Raw genomic sequence first — 14,954 nt, forward strand, 5'->3', positions numbered from 1 at the left:
GCTTTAGAGCGTCGCTTCGATCGCGCGCGCTGCTTCTGCGGGGTCTTCCGCACGGCTAATCGGGCGTCCGATTACCAGCACGCTTGCCCCATCGTCTCGGGCCTGGCGAGGGGTGACCACTCGCTTCTGATCGCCCGATGCACCGCCCTCCGGACGAAGGCCGGGCACGACGAAGAAGCCGTCCTTCCACTGGTTGTGGACCGACTTGATTTCGTGGCCCGAACATACCGCGCCGTCGAGACCGGCGCGATGCGCCAGTTCAGCCAGGCGCAGGACATGATCGGAAGGAGAATCCGATATTCCCATCTGCTGGATGTCGCGCTCGTCGAGACTGGTCAGCATCGTGACGGCCACGACTTTCGTATTCTCCCCAGCCGCTGCCTTCGCGTCTTCCATCATGGCGCGACCGCCGCAGGCATGGACTGTGACGATGGCGGGTTCCAGCACATGAATGGCCTGCATCGCGCCCGCGACCGTATTGGGAATATCGTGGAGTTTGAGGTCGAGAAATATCGGCAGTCCGAGTTGTGCAAGCATGTGCACGCCATGCGCACCATGGGCGTTGAAGAACTCGAGACCCAGCTTCACCCCGCCAATATGTGCCTTGGCGTTTTCCGCCAGAGCCACGGCATCGCGCAAACGCGGCACGTCCAGCGCGAGGAAGATCGGATTGCTCATGGCTTGGTGGTGGGTTCCGGCTCAACGGGATTGTCGGGCTCTGCCGGTGTTTCCTTGTGCACCGGTTCCGGGCGGACGGGCGCCGGCGGAGTAGGGTCGGCTTTGGGTGCCGCCATCGATGCCGTCGCCGTTTCCAGCCCTGAAATCCGGCGGCTGAGGCGCCAGCGCACGCCGCGATGATACAACCACATCGGAACCAGTCCGAGAAGGAAGGACACGATCACTAGGGCAGGAACGCGCGTATCCCAGACAATGCCCGGCCAGATGCGTACATCGATCTGACGATCCCAGTTGCCAAAGGAAAATGCGAGCACACCTACCAGCAGCAGGATCCAGAGTATGGTTCGGACAATTTGCATGGAAACGCAGCTCCCCTCTATCGTTTGAACGAGATGCTAAGCCCTGAAACTCGCCGCGTCTAGCGGAACACGCGGTCGAAAATGGTGTCGACCTGCCTGAAATGGTATTCGAGGTCGAACCTCTCCTCGAGTTGCTCGTTCGTCAGAGCAGCGGTCACTTCATCGTCCTGCTTGAGCAGATCGAGCAACATCAGCCTCCCGTCCGATTCCCAGACCTTCATCGCGTTGCGCTGAACCAGGCGATAGGCATCCTCGCGGCTCACGCCGTTCTGGGTGAGGGCGAGCAAGACGCGCTGCGAATGGATCAGGCCGCCCATGCGGTCCATATTGGCCTGCATGCGCTCCGGGTAGACCAGCAGCTTGTCGATTACGCCGGTCAGACGCGCAAGGGCGAAATCCAGCGTTATCGTGGCATCCGGGCCGATGAAACGCTCGACCGAGGAATGCGAAATATCGCGTTCATGCCACAGCGCGACGTTTTCGAGCGCGGGCAGTGCATAGGCGCGGATCATGCGTGCCTGACCGGTCAGGTTTTCGGTCAGAATCGGGTTGCGCTTGTGCGGCATCGCGCTCGACCCCTTCTGCCCCTTGGAGAAAAACTCTTCGGCTTCGAGCACTTCGGTACGCTGCAAGTGGCGGACTTCAACCGCGACCCGTTCGATCGAACCGGCGATCACAGCGAGTGTCGCGAAATACATCGCGTGCCGGTCCCGCGGAATAACCTGGGTCGAGACTGGCTCGGGCTTGAGGCCCAATTTCTCGGCGACGTATTCTTCCACGCTCGGATCGATATTCGCGAAGGTACCAACCGCACCCGAAATGGCACATGTGGCGATTTCCTCGCGCGCAGCGAGAAGGCGCGATTTACAGCGATCGAACTCGGCATAGGCCTGTGCGAGCTTGAGGCCGAAGGTTACCGGTTCTGCATGGATGCCATGGCTGCGTCCGATGGTCGGGGTGTATTTGTGTTCCTTCGCTCGGCGCTCGATGGCTTCGAGCAGAGCGTCCATGTCTTCCAGCAGCAAGTCGGTCCCACGGACGAGTTGCACAGCCAAGGTGGTATCGAGGACATCCGAACTGGTCATGCCCTGGTGCATGAAGCGCGCTTCATCGCCGACGTTTTCTGCCACCCAAGTCAGGAATGCGATCACGTCATGCTTGGTCACGGCCTCGATCGCATCGATGGCTTCCACGTCGATCTTCGGATCCGTGGCCCACCAGTCCCAAAGCGCTTTGGCAGCACTCTTCGGCACCACGCCAAGCTCGCCGAGCTTCTCGGTCGCATGCGCTTCGATTTCGAACCAGATCCGATATTTCGACTCCGGCTCCCAGATTGCGGTCATCTCTGGGCGGGCGTAGCGGGGGACCATGGGTCGACTCCGTGAATGGCGGGAATGTGCCGCGCCCCGCTAAAGATGCACGGGCAAGCTGGCAAGGCTGAGGCCGAAGACCAGTGCTGAAAAACGTGACCTGCGCTGCCTTTAACAGTTCGTCGAAGTTGGATTGCGTACTATGGCAATGTCGGTAAGTTGTGCTGCATGAACGACAAAACGATCTTCGCCGCACTGCGCCTGCCACTCTTTTCCGGCGCCGCGCTTGCCCTCTGTTTGGCAAATCCGTCGCTCGCCGGCGAGGTTGTTCTGTATGACGAAACGCCTGCCTGGATCGAGCAAGCGGACCTTGAAACCGCGCAGTTCGAGAGCGGGCCAGCTCAATTGATTGCAGATTGGCAGCACTGGCTCGAAGACGGTGTAGTCACGAGCTATGTCGATAGCGCCAGGCGTATCGACAATCCGCAGGCTTTGATGGAGCAGGGCACGATCTCTCTCAGCTGGCTCCCCGACAAAGGCGATTTGACGATCCACCGTGTGGAAATATTGCGCGGCGGCGAGAGTATCGATCTGATCGAAGAGGGCGCGCAGTTCGATGTCCTGCGCCGTGAACAGGGTCTCGAGCAGCGCTTGCTCGACGGCCGGTTGACCGCAACGCTGGCAGTTCCGGGCCTTCAGGTCGGAGATGTGCTGCGCGTGGCCCATTCTGTGACGATTGCCGACCAGGCCTTGGGTGACGAAATGCAGGTATTGCAGTTCCTCGGCAGCAAGCCATGGCAGGTAGGCTTCGCCCGTGCAATCGTCAGCTGGCCGGAGGATGAGGACGTCTTCTGGCGTGTGGAAGACCATGCTGGCTTGAGCGCGCCCATAACCGAAGGTGGAGTGAGAAAGCTCGAGGTTGAGCTTCCGCTCGCCGAACTGCCCGACATGCCGAATGATGCGCCGTGGCGGTTTCGCCGTAATCCCGTGCTGCGAGTGGGTACCTATGCCGACTGGCAGGAACTCTCGCGCACTATGGCTCCGCATTTCAATGAGGCAGCCGAAATTGCTTCCGACGGTGACGTTGCAGCCCAAGCCCGTGCGATAATGGCCAAGACTGACGATCCGTTACAGCGGGCCGCGTTTGCAACGCAGCTGGTACAGGATGAGGTGAGCTATCTCCTCAATGGCCTCGACGGCGGCAATTACCTGCCCCAGGTTGCCGAAGAAACCTGGGCGAAACGCTATGGGGATTGTAAAGCCAAGTCGGTGCTTTTGCACGCATTGCTCAAAGAGATGGGCATCGAATCGCAAACGGTTCTGGTGCAGACCCGCGGAGGGGACGCCATCCCCGAATTGCTGCCATTACCGGGCAATTTCGATCATATGATAGTGCGCGCGCAAATCGATGGAGAAAGCTACTGGCTGGACGGTACCAGTACTGCCACGAGGATCGCAAATATCGGTTGGGTACCGCCCTTCCAATATGCCCTGCCGCTGAGTGCAGGAGGTTCCGATCTTGTGGAAATATCGCAACGCGAGCAGTCGTCGCCCAATTTGGTGATGAACGTTGTTACTGATTACACGGCTGGGATCGACCTTCCGGCGCTGTTCACGTTGGAGATCAAATTTTACGGTCCGCAAGGTGCGGATTTCCGCAAGCTTGTTGACGAAGGCGAGGACGAGACGCTGCGCCAGATTGGTAAGAGCTTCGCCGAAAGTCAGGGGGGCGGGGCGGTAAGCTCGGTCAGCATCGAATATGACGAGGAGCTGGCATTCGGAACTCTCCACGTTGCCGGCGTTACGTCATCCGACTTCGAATGGAAGGAGGGGCGATTGGTGCTCGAACCGGACATGAAGCCCGACGCCGCATTCGACACAAGTCGAGCAAAACCCGAATGGCGCGACATTCCCGTGATGACCGCAGGACCGGTTCGGAATCAGATCGTCGGGGAAATGATTCTTCCGAACGGGATGGAAGATTTCGTCTTCGAAGGCCCGGACAAGCTCGATGCGACTTACGCAAATACGCGTGTGATTGCCGCCAACCTGCTCGACGGAAACCGGTTCTCGGGCAAGGTCGAAGTGGTTCAACGGCTCGGCGAAATCGCACCCGATCAGCTTCCTGAGGTGAAACGCGCAGTGCGTCGCTTTGCCAGCCAGGAAACCAAACTTCTCGCTCCTGAAAATATGGTCTGGCGGTGGCAACTCGATCGCGGGGATCTGGATCAGCGCAGCATGCCGATCCTCGAAGGCTTCGCTGCGGCGATCGATTTTGCCGAGGACGACGATTACGGTCCGCTGCGCGAACGCGCAGCTTTTCTCCACGATATCTATCGTTTCGAAGACACTCTGGCCGACCTCGACGTGCTGGTCGAAAAAGACACGTCCGCATGGGTCCTTCAGTGGCGTTCGAACGTCCTGTATTCGCTCGGACGTATCGAGGCATCCCTCGCCGACCTTAAACGGGCTTATGACCTCGAACCCGACAACGATATTGCACTGACGCTTGGCGAGCGGTTGGGCTACGCGGGAAGGGCAGAGGAAGCCCTTGAATTGCTTGAAAGTCTTCCGGTTTCTGACGAGGAAAGCGCTTATTTCGCGGGTACATATGCCACTGTGACAGGGCTGTCGGGTGATGTAGCGGGCGGCTTGGCCATCATGGCGGAAGAGGTCGCTGCAAAGCCCCAGAACGAAACAGCTCTCAACAGCGATTGCTGGTATCGGGGGCTATTCGATACCGGCCTCGACGGTGCTCTGGAGATCTGCACCCGCGCCATCGAACGCGCTTCGAACAGCGCACCGATGCTCGATAGCCGGGCAATGGTGCATTATCGCATGGGTAACCTTGCGGAAGCGCTGGCCGATCTGAACAGTGCCCTGGAACTCAATCCCGGCCTTGCAGCCTCGCATTACCTGCGCGGTATCATCCGGCTCCAGCAGGGTGATAAGGCAGGCCGCGAGGATATAGCTATCGCCCTTCGCATAGCACCGGAAATCGAAGCGCAATATGCGCGGCACGGACTGACAGTAGATTGAGCTAGATCAACCCTTTGGCGCGCAGCGATACATGCGCGCCGCGACCTACGATTACATGATCGTGGACTGTGATATTCAGCAATCGTCCGGCTTCGGCGATGCGATTGGTAATCTGTATGTCGGCGCGGCTCGGTTCCGGATCGCCACTGGGATGGTTGTGCACCAGGATCAAAGCGCTCGCACCGACATCGAAAGCCCGTCGGATTATCTCGCGCGGATGGATGGCAGCCTCGTCGATCGAGCCTTCAGCTGTGAGGTGATCGTCGATCAACCGGTTGCGGGTATCGAGATAGAGTACGCGGACCCGCTCGTGCTTCAATTCGCCCATGTCGATGGCAAGATAATCAAGCAGAGCTTGCCAGCTGCCGAGAACCGGTTTCTCCTGAACCGATCCGCGAGCCATGCGTCGTGCGGCCAAGGCGACCGCATAAAGTGATGCTGCGCTGGCCGTCCCCATGCCTTTGACCTGCACCAATGCACCGGGATTGGCATTTAACACGCCTGAGAAAGAGCCGAACTGGTCGATCAGACGCTTTGCCAGGGGTTTCGTGTCGCCCTGTCTGATCGCTGCAAAGAGAAGAAATTCCAGCAGTTCATAATCGGCGAGAGCCTCTGCTCCACCCTTCAGCAGCCGTTCGCGTAAACGCTCCCGATGGCCAGTGCCGGCATGGATGGATGGCTTTTTCGCGACCTCCGGCAACCTTTTTCCTCCCCCAGTCGTTTCAAGGCGTTGCATTGCCTTTGTGCTGCGATGCGCGCAAGTGCGGGATTAGATGGACGGGTCAGAAGGCCAATATGTGAGTGATAGACCGCGCTGGCGCAAAAAGCGCTGGTGGATGCCTGCGCTCGTACTGTTGATGCTGATCTCAGTGGTTGTACTGGCCTGGATCAACCGCATCGCAATCGCCGATGATTACATTGCCGATCAGCTGGATGCTTACGAATTGCCGGCCACTTACGAAGTTGAACGTGTCGGCGGACAAACGCAGATAATTTCGAACCTCGTAATCGGGGATCCAACCGCTCCAGATTTCACTGCGGAGCGTGTTATCGTCCAGCTGCGTCACCGCTTTGGCCTTCCGCAGGTAGGTGAAATCACCTTGGTCCAGCCCCGCCTGTATGGCCGTTTCATCGGGGGAGAGCTCAGTTTTGGATCGCTCGACCGACTACTTTTCGAAGATACCGGCGAGCCTGCGGCTCTGCCAGGTATCGGGCTTTCTATTCGAGACGGACGTGGTTTGGTGGAATCGGATTACGGTCCGGTTGGAATCAAGTTTGCAGGGCAGGGCAATGTCGCCAACGGCTTTGCCGGTGTGCTAGCTGCCACTGCTCCGCAACTTGCAGTAGAGAGTTGCAAGGCCGAGAACACGACTCTTTATGGTTCGGTGACAACTTCGAACGGCGAACCGAATTTCAACGGTCCGTTGCGTATTCCGGCGCTAAGCTGTGCCGGGCCTGAGACGGCGATTTCCGGTCTCTTCGCCGAACTCGATGTGAGCGCCAATCAAGAATTGGCAAATCCCGAACTGGAAGCGCGCATCGCTACTGACAATCTGCGCTTTGCAACGACCGCTGCTCAATCGCTCTCGGGGACCTTGCGTGCGCAGATAAGAGGCACCTCGACGACGTCGCGCTTTACGGTCGCTGCCCGAGGCCTGGAGACCCCTCAGGCGCTTGCAGCGCTCGTTACCGCAGAAGGCACCCTGCGAGCTTACGACGATTTCGGGCGGATCGAAGTGGAAAGCGGCGTCGAGGGCAACGGGCTGCGATTGGGCCGAAACCTGATTGGGTTCATCGAGGGTTTTGCAAGTTCCGGGAAGGGAACGCTCATCGAGCCAATTGCACGAAGCATCGGCGGCGCGCTGCAGTCGGAGACCCGTGGGAGCGCGTTGGTAGCCGATGTACGCTATCGTAGCGGCGATCAAGGCTATTCGTTCGCAGTGCCGCAGGCAGAGCTTACGGGTGGCAGCGGCGTCCGTATCCTGTCACTTTCACGCTTCGAAGTTTCCGCTCGCGGCCAAGAGCCCGCCAGGATCGTCGGCAACGCTGCGACAGGTGGTCCGGGTATCCCGCGCATAAGCGGCCGCATGGAAGGTTCAGGAACGGGTGACGCCGTCTTCAGATTGAGCATGGCCCCTTACGAAGCCCAGGGAGCGCAACTTGCCATACCGGGCATGACAATTGCGCAAGGCAGCACGGGGGCTCTTGGTTTCTCCGGACGCATCGAGGCCAGCGGGCCGCTCCCCGGCGGGGCGGTCGACCAGTTATCCATGCCTGTCGTGGGCCGACTGGAGCGCACTGGAGATCTCGTCTTGTGGCGCGAATGCACAAGAATTGATTTCCGGCGGCTTGCCTTCGCCCAACTCAATCTGGCGGGGCCGGGGCTAACCCTGTGTCCGCCGTCCGGAAAGCCTATGCTGAGGTACGGCACGGGTGGGGTGCAATTTGCAGCGGGTGCGCCAGCGCTCGATCTCGCCGGTTCGCTGGGGGATACGCCAATCCGTCTTGCCAGCGGACCTGTGGGCTTCGCTTACCCAGGCGCCTTAAGAGCCCAGAATATCGATATCTCTCTCGGTCCAGTCGATACGGCAAGCCGCTTTGTGATCTCGGATCTTGACGCTCGCATCGGCGAGACGATTTCAGGCACTTTTGCGGATGCCGAGGTGGCACTAGCCGCAGTGCCGATGACTTTGGAAAATACCGCCGGTGAATGGAATTACGCAAACGGCGAATTCAGCATAGACGGAGCAAGCTTTCGTCTCATCGACAGGGAAGACCCCGACAGGTTCGAACCACTTGTGGCGCGCGAAGCTTCGCTGTCGCTGGCGGACAATATCATTCTCGCCTCTGCCGCGATGCGCAATCCGGAAACAGACCGGATCGTTACCCGCGTCGATATTCGCCACAGTCTTGCAACAGGTGCCGGCTTTGCCGACCTGAACGTCACCGGCCTTATTTTTGACGATCAGCTTCAGCCCAAAGATGTAAGCGGACTTGCGCTGGGTGTTATTGCCAATGCCGACGGTGTGATCACCGGCGAGGGACGTATCGACTGGCTTGCCACTGGCGAGGTAACCAGCAGCGGATCCTTTTCCTCGGACGACCTTGATTTTGCCGCCGCCTTCGGTCCCGTCCAGGGCGCGAGCGGGACGGTCGAGTTCGTCGATCTCCTCAATCTCACTACCGCGCCGAACCAGAGAATCCGTGTCGCTTCGGTCAATCCGGGCGTCGAAGTGCTTGATGGAGAGGTGGAGTTCAGCTTGCAGAACGGGGAAGTGCTGTCCGTGGCCGGTGGCAGCTGGCCGTTCATGGGCGGCCAGCTGATCCTGCGCCAGGTCGATCTCAATCTCGGCGTCAGCGAAGAACGCGCCTATATTTTCGAGATTGTCGGGCTGGATGCAGCCCAATTCGTGGCCCAGATGGAGCTGGAGAACATCTCCGCAAGCGGGACGTTCGACGGCACAGTACCGATCGTCTTCGGTGCCGACGGGAACGGACGGATCGAAGAGGGCATACTTCTGTCGCGCCCTCCCGGCGGGAATGTTTCCTTTGTCGGTGAGCTAACCTACGAAGATCTGTCGACCATAGCCAATTTTGCCTTCGACGCGCTGCGGAGTCTCGATTATTCGCAGATGCGCGTCGTAATGAACGGCCCTCTTACCGGTGAAATCGTTACCCAGGTGCGGTTTGATGGTGTCCGGCAGGGCGAGGACGCCGAGACGAATTTCATAACCCGGCAGCTTGCACAGCTGCCGATCCAGTTCCGCATCAACATTCGTGCACAATTTTACCAGCTGATCACTTCGGTGAAGTCGATGTATGATCCGGCTTCCGTCCGGGACCCTCGCGAACTGGGTTTGGTAAGCGACGACGGCAAACGACTGCTTCGCCGGTCGATAACCGGTGAAGAGGTCGAACCCCAAATTGATCCGAATGACCTCATTCCGGACGATGTCCCCATTCAGGATCAGGAAAGCGAGTAGGCGCTATGGAAACCCGTGAATTGACTGACCCCAAAGGTCCTGCGAAAACCCGCAACATGCAGGGCTCAAGGGGGAGGGATGGTTTGAAGAGTTTGGCGGTGATGAGCCTGGCCTCTTTCGCACTTTTCGGCTGCGTCACAGTGGAAGCCCCTGACGAACCGATCGTGATCGAGCTCAATGTGAACATCCGTCAGGAAGTGATTTATCGTCTCGCGGAAGATGCGGGTAATACGATCGAAGAAAATGCGGATATCTTTTGATGGGTGATGTTATGATGAAGCGACTTACACGAGCCGCGCTTTCGGGTGCCGCATTCGCTGTCGCACTGGGCGGAGTTGTGGCGCCAGCATATGCCCAGCGAGATCCAGCCTACGCGGCAGCACGGGCAGCAGGCGAAGTGGGCGAAAAAATGGATGGCTATCTCGGCATCGTGGGCGCCGAGACCCCCGAACTGCGCCGTATTGTCAATGACATCAACATCAAGCGGCGCTCCGTATATTCGCAGCGCGCGCAAGCAACCAATGCCACTCTGGAAGAGTATGCGCTGACCGCCGGCTGCCAGGCGATCCTCGCCACTGTGCCGGGCGAAAAATACCAAGCCCCGGACGGAAGCTGGCAAACGCGGACCAGCGCACCGCCGATGCGCGATTCGCGTTGCCCTTGAGCATCAATCCACGAGCAGATAAGAGAGCATCCTTGCCGGTCGGCACCGGAGGGATGTTTTTTGCAACGCAAAGGTGGCAATCGGGCGGCTCTGCGTGTTGACTCGCCCATAGGCCCCTTCTAAGGGGGCGGCGCCCTTGGCGGGCAAGTCCCTGCGCGTGCCGCGCAACCCCCTGTAAGGAGCAAGGCATGAGCGACGACGAGTCCGCACGGAAACCCATTGAGGAGGATGCGCGGATCGACGCGCTGGAAAAACGGCTCAGTGCCGCCCAGCAGCGCGAAGAGCAACGCAACCGCAAGACTGGTTCCGGGGCCGATGCGAATTATCGCAGCGGCAACCGCGTTCTGGCAGATTTGCTCGGTGGGCTTCTGGGAGGTTCGGTCATCGGTTATGCCATCGGCTATTTCACCGATACCAATCCCTGGGGTCTGCTGGTCGGCCTGTTCCTCGGAATAGTGGTGGCCTTCAGGAACATTATCCGCGCGGCAAATCGAGGCCCTGAAAATTGATCCTTAACCGGGATTTCAGGGCCTTCGTTACAGGATTTAGGGACTAGACAGACGTGGCAGCCGAACAGGCCAAAGTCGATCCGATGTACCAGTTCACCATCGAACCGCTTGCAGGTTCCGGTGGTTGGGAACTTGCGGGTTACAACATCGCCTTCACCAACAGCGCTATGTGGATGCTCATCACCACGGTGGTGCTCTTCCTCTTCGTACTTGGCGGGATGAAGCGCGAACTGGTGCCTGGCCGCTGGCAGATGACGGTGGAGACCTTCACCGGCTTTATCGACAACATGCTCGAAGCGAACATCGGCAAGGCTGGGCGCAAATATGTGCCCTATGTCTTCAGCCTGTTCATGTTCATCCTCTTCGCAAATATTCTCGGCCTCCTGCCTCTGGGCGTAATCGGCCTGCATCCGTTCACCTTCACCAGCCACTTTACCGTAACCGGTGTGCTCGCAATCATCAGTTTCGCGATCGTCCTGATCGTGGGTTTCTGGCGCCACGGCCTTCATTTCTTCAGCCTCTTCGTACCGCACGGCACGCCGCTACCGATGGTGCCGGTGATCGCGCCGATCGAGTTCATCTCGTTCATGGTGCGACCGTTCAGCCTCGGTCTGCGTCTCTTCGTCGCCATGATGGCTGGTCACGTCCTGCTGGAAGTGCTGTCGAGTTTCGTGATCGACGGTACCAATGCCGGCGCTGGTTTCGGCCTGCTGGTCGGTCTGCCCAGCTTCCTGCTGATGATCGGCATCTGCGCTCTTGAGCTGCTGGTGGCCGGTATTCAGGCTTATGTTTTCGCCCTTCTGACGTCGCTGTATATCAACGACGCCGAGAACCTTCACTAAGTCTTCAATTCAAAAAAGTTTTTCCAAAGGAGTTTATCATGGAAATGGAAGCTGCAAAGCTCATCGGCGCTGGTCTCGCTGCAATCGGTGCCGGTATGGCTGCGATCGGCGTTGGTAACGTCTTCGGTTCGTTCCTCGAAAGCGCGCTGCGCAACCCGGGTGCGGCTGACGGCCAGCAGGGTCGCCTGTTCATCGGCTTCGCCGCTGCCGAACTTCTCGGCCTGCTGGCGTTCGTCGTTGCCATGATCCTGATCTTCGTCGCTTAATCGACGATTTCGGATTTGGAGCTGGTCGGGGTAATCTCGGCCGGCCCCGCAATTTCTTCCCGCCCGCTTTTCGAGAGCTGCAATGCCCCAGATAGCACAGCTTGCCGAAACATGGTCCAGTCAGGTCTTCTGGCTGCTCGTTTTCTTCGGCATAACCTTCTTCGTCATCGGCAAGGGCATGGTGCCCAAGGTGATGGATACCGTTGCTCAGCGTGACGGCCAGATCGCTGCCGACCTCGCCGCGGCCAAAGCCGCGCGCGACGCTGCCGACGAGCAGGAGGAAGCTTGGCGGGTTAAGGAAAACGAAAACCGTGCTGCGGCTCAGGCGATCGTTGCCAAAGCCAAGGACGAGGCGGCTGCCAAATCCGAAAAGAAGCTGAAAGCGGCTCAGGCCCGCATCGATAAGAAGCTGGCCGATGCCGAAGCACAGATCGAGGAAGCTCGTTCGGCTGCTTTGGCAGAGGTCGAAGCGGTCGCCGCGGACGCAGCTCAAGACATCGTCAAGACGCTGGCCGGCGTGAAGGTGACCAAGCCGGTCGCGACCAAGGCGGTGAAGGAGCAGATGGCTCATGGCTAACGTCTCTACTCCCGAAGTATTTGCTACGGACGCTCCCGAAGCGACTGTCGAAGTCGACGCAGGTGCGGGAAAGCATATCGATCCCGAACTGTGGGGGCTGGCTCCGTTTCAGGTCGTTTCGATCGCAATGCTGGTCCTGCTGCTGTTCGCCATCTTCGGTGCCAAGGTCCACAAGACCATTGCTCGCGGCCTCGACGGCAAAATCGCCGCGATCAAGGAGCAGCTTGAAGAAGCCAAGCAGCTTCGCGCCGAAGCCGAGGCGCTGCGCAAGGAATATGCCGACAAGATCGCGGGCGCAGAGAAAGATGCCGAGGCGATGCTGGTGAACGCCCGGCACGAGGCTGACGCTATTCTCGAGAAGGCCGAAGCCGACAGCAAGGCGATGGTCGAACGCCGCAAGCGCATGGCGGAAGACAAGATTGCTGCTGCCGAGCGCGAAGCTGTCGAAGATGTGCGCAATCGCGCCGTTGTGGCCGCCACGGGTGCAAGTCGCAAGCTCATAGCCGAAAGGCACGATGCCGAAGCCGACAAGGCGCTTGCCGACAAGGTTATTGCCAGCATCTGATTTACCCACTGGACGGGAAAACAAAAGGGCGGCCCTAGAGGTCGCCCTTTTTCGTTTAAGGCGTAAGAACGATTTTCCCCAGGACATCACCTGCTGACATCGCATCGAAAGCCGTGCGCCAATCGGACAGGGGAAGTATGCGATCGATATGGGGTTTGATCCGGCCCTCTGTCGCTAGTTGGTCAATCGCTCCGGTCGCGTGGCGTCCCCGATCCGGGAAGCGTCGCGTGTATTCTCCGGCCCGAACGCCAATCACGCTAAAGCCCTTGATCAGCGGTAGGTTGACCGCAATTTCCGGAATTCGTCCTGATACGAAGCCAATTACCAACAACTTACCGCCGAACGATACGCAGCGGGTGCTTTCGTCGAATACATCTCCCCCTACCGGATCGAATACAAGGTCGCACAGGCGACTGTCGGTCAGCCGGTCAATGTTTTCGCGAAACCGGCCTGTGTTGAGAATTATGCCATGCGGAGCAACGATCCGGCGCAAGGGTTCGATTTTATCCTCCCTGCTTGTCGCCGCGATAACCTTCGCTCCGAGCGTCTTGGCCAGATCGCAAGCCGCGATCCCCACGCCACCGCTTGCCCCATGGATGAGCACGCTTTGGCCGGCTTTCAAACCACCAAGCTCCACCAGAGCTATATAGGCGGTGAGATATGCGGTCCCCATCGCTGCGGCTTGCGCGAAGTCCAAATTACGGGGAATTGATCGAATTGCGGTGGTGGGAAGCGAGATATGGTCGGCAAAGGCGCCGGTCTTCGCGCCGCCCATCACACGGTCGCCGGGCGCAAATCCACTGCCCGGATCTGCCTCGATCACTTCGCCCGCCATTTCCAGTCCAGACACGAACGGCAGCTCGGGCCTGAACTGATATTCGCCCCTTGTCATCAGGAGATCGGGATAATTGAGGGACGCCGCACGCACACGGATCAGCACTTCCCCGGCGCCGCGCGCAGGGCTGGGCAGCTCTACCAACTCTGCGCCGGAAAGGTCGTCGCTCAGCCTGGTAACCTGGAGGGCCTTCATCTCAATCGAATATCGACAGGTCGAGAGGTTCGGACCGACCGAGCCAGATGACATGCTGGGTATGGTCTTCAAGATCATTGCCGCTCAGACCATGAACGAAGAGAGTCAGGTCGCCGCGGTTTTCCATCGCCCAGAGTGCGAAGGGACCGAGATCATCAGTTCGCAGGGTCAGTTGGCACGATCCGCGCGGGTGCGGCCCTACCGGTTTTGTATGGAAGTGGCCGACTGGCACACCGAAATTCTCCCGTGCTTTGCGCGCAAAATCCTGAGCCTGCGCCAGTTCGGCTTCGTCGAAATAGATGTGCGCGTGGAAGCCTTCGATCGCCATTATTAGAAATTGTCCTTGGCACTGCGCAAAGCGGCGAAGGTTTCAGCGGGCGTGGAGCCTCCCCAGCGATCGCGCAGGTCTGCGTTGTCGGCACGCAGGAAGGGATTGGTTGCGAGTTCGCGGGATAACAAGGTCGGAACGGTTGCTTCGCCTTTGGAGCGCTTCTGGTCGATTTGAGCCGCGTATAACCTCAGTTCGGCGTTGTCGGGATCGGCATGCAGAGCAAATTTGGCATTCGCTGCGGTATATTCATGAGCGCAATATAGCTGCGTATTTTCCGGCAGCTGGCGGATGCGATCGAGGCTGTTCCAGAATTGTTCCGGCTCGCCTTCGAACATGCGTCCGCAACCCAGCGCGAATACGCTGTCTCCGACAAAAGCCGTGTCGGCCTCAGCTATGTAGTAAGCGATATGACCGTTCGTATGACCGGAAACGTCGATCACCCTGGCCCGCCAATTGCCCAGTGAGACATGATCCCCGTTTCCAACCACGTGGTCGATTGGACTGAGCTTTTCGACTTCCTGCGGTGCGATTACCTTGGCGTCGGTAGCTTCGACGATGGTCTTGTTCCCGCCGGCATGATCGGGGTGCCAGTGCGTGTTCCAGATCTGTGTGATGGTCCAGCCCTTCGCCTCGGCCTGGCGGAGGTACTCTTCGCCATCGGGTGTATCGATCGCGGCGGTTTCGCCGCTTTCGGGATCGTGGAGGAGAAATCCGTAATTGTCGGACAGGCAGGGGAATTGATGAATTTCCAACATGGGTTCAAGTTAGGCATCCCGGCATCAATAGGAAAGGCCCGCCTGC

General features: G+C 58.9%; 16 protein-coding genes. 9 read left to right on the plus strand and 7 right to left on the minus strand.

Annotated elements, in window-relative coordinates:
- Positions 1 to 3: 3 nt before the first annotated feature.
- From pyrF to purB, 3 genes are read right to left on the minus strand one after another with little or no spacing between them, the layout of a single operon-like run.
- Positions 4 to 678 (minus strand): orotidine-5'-phosphate decarboxylase, encoded by a 675-nt coding sequence (gene pyrF, locus AC13CE_RS08695; protein ID WP_221540507.1) that lies wholly within the window; start codon positions 676 to 678, stop codon positions 4 to 6.
- Positions 675 to 1,037 (minus strand): DUF1049 domain-containing protein, encoded by a 363-nt coding sequence (locus tag AC13CE_RS08700; RefSeq protein ID WP_221540505.1) that lies wholly within the window; start codon positions 1,035 to 1,037, stop codon positions 675 to 677. Before AC13CE_RS08700 ends, pyrF begins: the two co-directional genes overlap by 4 nt.
- A gap of 59 nt (positions 1,038 to 1,096) precedes the next feature.
- The gene (purB, locus tag AC13CE_RS08705) at positions 1,097 to 2,407 is read right to left on the minus strand and encodes an adenylosuccinate lyase (protein WP_221540503.1); all 1,311 of its coding nucleotides are present in this window, start codon (positions 2,405 to 2,407) and stop codon (positions 1,097 to 1,099) included.
- A 168-nt stretch (positions 2,408 to 2,575) separates the two neighbouring features.
- Between purB and AC13CE_RS08710 the strand changes: the two genes are divergently transcribed.
- A complete protein-coding gene (locus tag AC13CE_RS08710) occupies positions 2,576 to 5,386 on the plus strand; it encodes a DUF3857 domain-containing protein (RefSeq protein ID WP_482972159.1) in 2,811 nt (936 codons plus the stop codon).
- Between the two features lies 1 nt (position 5,387).
- On the opposite strand, the gene radC is transcribed toward AC13CE_RS08710, so the two are convergent.
- Complete coding sequence (gene radC, locus AC13CE_RS08715) at positions 5,388 to 6,122, minus strand: RadC family protein (protein ID WP_482972160.1); 735 nt, start codon at positions 6,120 to 6,122, stop codon at positions 5,388 to 5,390.
- A 61-nt stretch (positions 6,123 to 6,183) separates the two neighbouring features.
- Here radC and AC13CE_RS08720 point away from each other — a divergent pair, with 61 nt between their 5' ends.
- From AC13CE_RS08720 to AC13CE_RS08755, 8 genes are all read left to right on the plus strand, one after another.
- Complete coding sequence (locus tag AC13CE_RS08720; RefSeq protein WP_345719464.1) at positions 6,184 to 9,369, plus strand: intermembrane phospholipid transport protein YdbH family protein; 3,186 nt, start codon at positions 6,184 to 6,186, stop codon at positions 9,367 to 9,369.
- 5 nt (positions 9,370 to 9,374) lie between these two features.
- Entirely contained in the window at positions 9,375 to 9,629 is a 255-nt protein-coding gene (locus AC13CE_RS08725; protein WP_247710480.1) for a YnbE family lipoprotein, read from the plus strand.
- Positions 9,630 to 9,640: 11 nt separating this feature from the next.
- The gene (locus AC13CE_RS08730) at positions 9,641 to 10,033 is read left to right on the plus strand and encodes a YdbL family probable chaperone protein (RefSeq protein WP_221540584.1); all 393 of its coding nucleotides are present in this window, start codon (positions 9,641 to 9,643) and stop codon (positions 10,031 to 10,033) included.
- A 188-nt stretch (positions 10,034 to 10,221) separates the two neighbouring features.
- Positions 10,222 to 10,542: an AtpZ/AtpI family protein gene (locus AC13CE_RS08735; RefSeq protein ID WP_221540496.1), complete on the plus strand. Its 321-nt coding sequence runs from the start codon at positions 10,222 to 10,224 to the stop codon at positions 10,540 to 10,542.
- 53 nt (positions 10,543 to 10,595) lie between these two features.
- Positions 10,596 to 11,384, plus strand: coding sequence for a F0F1 ATP synthase subunit A (locus AC13CE_RS08740; protein WP_345719463.1), 789 nt, complete (start codon positions 10,596 to 10,598; stop codon positions 11,382 to 11,384).
- A gap of 38 nt (positions 11,385 to 11,422) precedes the next feature.
- Positions 11,423 to 11,650 (plus strand): F0F1 ATP synthase subunit C, encoded by a 228-nt coding sequence (locus AC13CE_RS08745; RefSeq protein WP_006832363.1) that lies wholly within the window; start codon positions 11,423 to 11,425, stop codon positions 11,648 to 11,650.
- 82 nt (positions 11,651 to 11,732) lie between these two features.
- Entirely contained in the window at positions 11,733 to 12,227 is a 495-nt protein-coding gene (locus tag AC13CE_RS08750) for a F0F1 ATP synthase subunit B family protein (protein ID WP_221540494.1), read from the plus strand.
- Positions 12,220 to 12,792 carry a F0F1 ATP synthase subunit B family protein gene (locus AC13CE_RS08755; RefSeq protein WP_482972161.1) on the plus strand — a complete coding sequence of 191 codons (573 nt, stop codon included), beginning with the start codon at positions 12,220 to 12,222 and terminating at the stop codon, positions 12,790 to 12,792. The genes AC13CE_RS08750 and AC13CE_RS08755 overlap by 8 nt, the downstream gene beginning before the upstream one ends.
- A gap of 55 nt (positions 12,793 to 12,847) precedes the next feature.
- Here AC13CE_RS08755 and AC13CE_RS08760 read toward each other — a convergent pair whose 3' ends face one another.
- The 3 genes from AC13CE_RS08760 to gloB are packed head-to-tail and all read right to left on the minus strand — an operon-like array spanning position 12,848 to position 14,908.
- Positions 12,848 to 13,822 (minus strand): NADPH:quinone oxidoreductase family protein, encoded by a 975-nt coding sequence (locus AC13CE_RS08760; protein ID WP_482972162.1) that lies wholly within the window; start codon positions 13,820 to 13,822, stop codon positions 12,848 to 12,850.
- Position 13,823: 1 nt separating this feature from the next.
- Positions 13,824 to 14,150, minus strand: coding sequence for a DOPA 4,5-dioxygenase family protein (locus AC13CE_RS08765; RefSeq protein WP_247710478.1), 327 nt, complete (start codon positions 14,148 to 14,150; stop codon positions 13,824 to 13,826).
- 2 nt (positions 14,151 to 14,152) lie between these two features.
- Entirely contained in the window at positions 14,153 to 14,908 is a 756-nt protein-coding gene (gloB, locus tag AC13CE_RS08770) for a hydroxyacylglutathione hydrolase (protein WP_473821662.1), read from the minus strand.
- Positions 14,909 to 14,954 lie beyond the last annotated feature (46 nt).

The organism is Qipengyuania sp. B-5 (assembly GCF_056857815.1).